The sequence below is a fragment of the Desulfogranum japonicum DSM 18378 genome, from assembly GCF_000429945.1.
In the GTDB taxonomy this organism is placed as follows: domain Bacteria; phylum Desulfobacterota; class Desulfobulbia; order Desulfobulbales; family Desulfobulbaceae; genus Desulfogranum; species Desulfogranum japonicum.
On record NZ_KE387002.1, the window covers coordinates 1 to 2,420 of the forward strand.

3 protein-coding genes and 1 pseudogene are annotated in these 2,420 nt (G+C 44.0%); 2 read left to right on the plus strand and 2 right to left on the minus strand.

Annotated elements, in window-relative coordinates:
• The first annotated feature begins 342 nt into the window (after window positions 1–342).
• Window positions 343–738: a hypothetical protein gene (locus G493_RS0127010; protein ID WP_028582841.1), complete on the plus strand. Its 396-nt coding sequence runs from the start codon at window positions 343–345 to the stop codon at window positions 736–738.
• 255 nt (window positions 739–993) lie between these two features.
• On the plus strand, window positions 994–1,344 hold the full coding sequence (locus tag G493_RS0127015) for a hypothetical protein (RefSeq protein WP_153306696.1): 351 nt from the start codon (window positions 994–996) through the stop codon (window positions 1,342–1,344).
• 98 nt (window positions 1,345–1,442) lie between these two features.
• Here the strand turns inward: G493_RS0127015 and G493_RS34200 are convergent.
• Window positions 1,443–2,051: pseudogene (locus G493_RS34200) on the minus strand (group II intron maturase-specific domain-containing protein); the annotation flags it as partial.
• Window positions 2,052–2,215: 164 nt separating this feature from the next.
• Window positions 2,216–2,420: hypothetical protein (locus G493_RS34570; RefSeq protein WP_232363849.1), on the minus strand; the 205-nt coding region annotated here is incomplete at its 5' end.

The following is a 2,420-nucleotide window of genomic DNA, read 5'->3' on the forward strand; positions in this document are numbered from 1 at the left end:
GCAGGCAGATTAATAACAGGCTCAAATCAGCAGCGGTTGAAGATACCGGCAAATCATTTGTATCCAAATCAATGGGATGCCTGGGTTGCTGTCGGCTTGAACTGAGTCGCACAGAGTCAACATTTTAACATACTGGAATTTTCAGCGGATTCTTGCGCCTTTTTTCCGGATATTTGCTGGAAAAATAGGTTTTCTCGCTGGTAATTTAGGTGGCTTCATAGAGCCTCGATACATTTAGTAGTCAGGCGTCTGTTTTGCGAAGTGCTTTAAAAGAGAAATTTGAATGCAATTGACCTGCTAAAGGGTACTTGCAAGATTTAGATTGAATAATAAATTCTGACAATGAAAAGAAAAAATCGAAATAGGCAAAAAGGAAAAACCTCCCAAAAAGATATCAACCAAGAATTTGGTGAATATTGTGAAGATTACGCTTTACAAGGAAATAATCTTGATGAAGTACGAAATTATTTGCAATTTGCAAGTATTGCTTGGAATTTATCATTATATCCTCAAGAGACAATAGATGAACAGATCGTTGTAATTTCTGATGAATACGAAAGGTTAAACCCTGAATTGATAAATTCGCAACACCTTCAACATGATTTGAAGATATTGGTAGGTAAAAAAAATGCCTCATACCCTGAAATCAAAAGAACAATAACGAAGGTTGAAGTAGAAGAAGATAAAGAGCAATACAAAATATCAATTAAATCTGAAGAATTTCAACAAAATAAATAATTTACCAACCAGGCGTTCGAGAGGGACGGCTTTAACTTGACGGCATTTTCCAAGTAAACGGCAACTGGAAGGAACCCTTTCTAAGAAAACATTTCCTTAGATTACGCCGCCCCTCAACTCAACGTTGGGCTTATAAAAATCATGAAAGTTAAGTTCAAAATAAAAACTGTTTTATTGATATCGATTACAATTTTCCTATCTTTCTGCGCTGGGTCTGCGTCAATGTATTATTTCATTCAAAATAGAATGGAATATATGAGTCAAGGTGTTTTTATTGATAAAAACCGTGACATGAAAAAGTTCGGAATCCGTACTGGTAAAGACTATACAGACGAAAATCCATACAATTATGTACCAGTAGATTGGCTAGTAAAGGAAGTTGAAATAGATGTAATTAGAACGATGTACAAGGATCATCAGGATGAAGATTTCCTTAAGTTTTTAAAATTAGCAGAGTCAGGAAAATACACCATCTACTTTTTCTCAAACAACATCACAATGTGGTATTCACTAAGTGGTGTAGAGGGCTACTGCTTAGTAGACAAATCATTAATTAGATTAAAGGAATGGGTTGTATTGACGGGTTTCATAACATCTATGAGTTGAAAATAATATAAAATTGCCCAATCGGGTAGCTGGGGGAGTCTCTCCCCCAGCCCCCACACTACCAAGCAAGCGGGTCCGCACTTGGCGGTTCCCATGAGCTACCGAGCCGTAGCCGGGTAATGAATCTTTACCCATAGATCTTTGATAGAAAGCAAACCTTGATCCTTGAGCCATTGATTGGTCATTCCAGACTGAGTTGCCAATGTACGGGACAATCTCCACGGGCCTTTCCGGCTCAAACCGACCGAGATCGCAGTTCGCAGGAAAGTACCGAGCTTGGTTAGCTCGCGAACCTTGGTGCGGCAGTAACGCCACTGCTTTAAGTAGCACATGCGTACCCTGTGACGTAGCCAGTGGTCCAGTTCGGGTATGGGTCGATACAACTCCGATATCCCGAAATAGCCCATCCAGCCGCGCAGATACTCGGCCAACTTGAACATTCGGTACTCCATGGAGACGCCCCAGCTCCGTCCGGTCAGCTCCTTGATGCGCTGTTTAAAGCACACAAAGGCCTTGTCCGACCAACGGATTTTGGCACCGGTAAAGGAAAAACCGAGGAAGGTGATCTCGTTGGTGTGAGCCACCTTGCTCTTCTCCTGGTTGACTTTGAGCTTGAGCTTCTTTTCTAGGAACCGGCTAATGCTCGCCATCACCCGCTCACCCGCCCAACGACTCTTCACCAGGAGTTCCCAAGCATAGGCCATGAAGTCGTTAAGGGGCATGTTGTCCACACCCGGCGCTCCACGGTTGGCCTTGACCTGTTTCCAGGTTTCACTCAGGTTGGCACGGGAAAGAATCCGCTCCAACAGGTATTCTTCGGGATTGGGCTTATCGTCAACGCGCCGACCAATTGCTCCCCCGGTCGGGTTCATCACACTGGTCGAGCATGACGGGCCTTTTCCCTTCTCTGGGTTCGGTCCTTCGTCCGCTGGCGGCGAACTACTATGACCTCTGCTGACTCCTGCCCGGGGACCAGACATGTTGCCATGCAAGGCGCTTTCCAACGGGAGTTGGATCGCATACCGGACAGGCCTCCCCGGATAAGGACGTGATCTTTCATTATGCAGGTAAGCGAC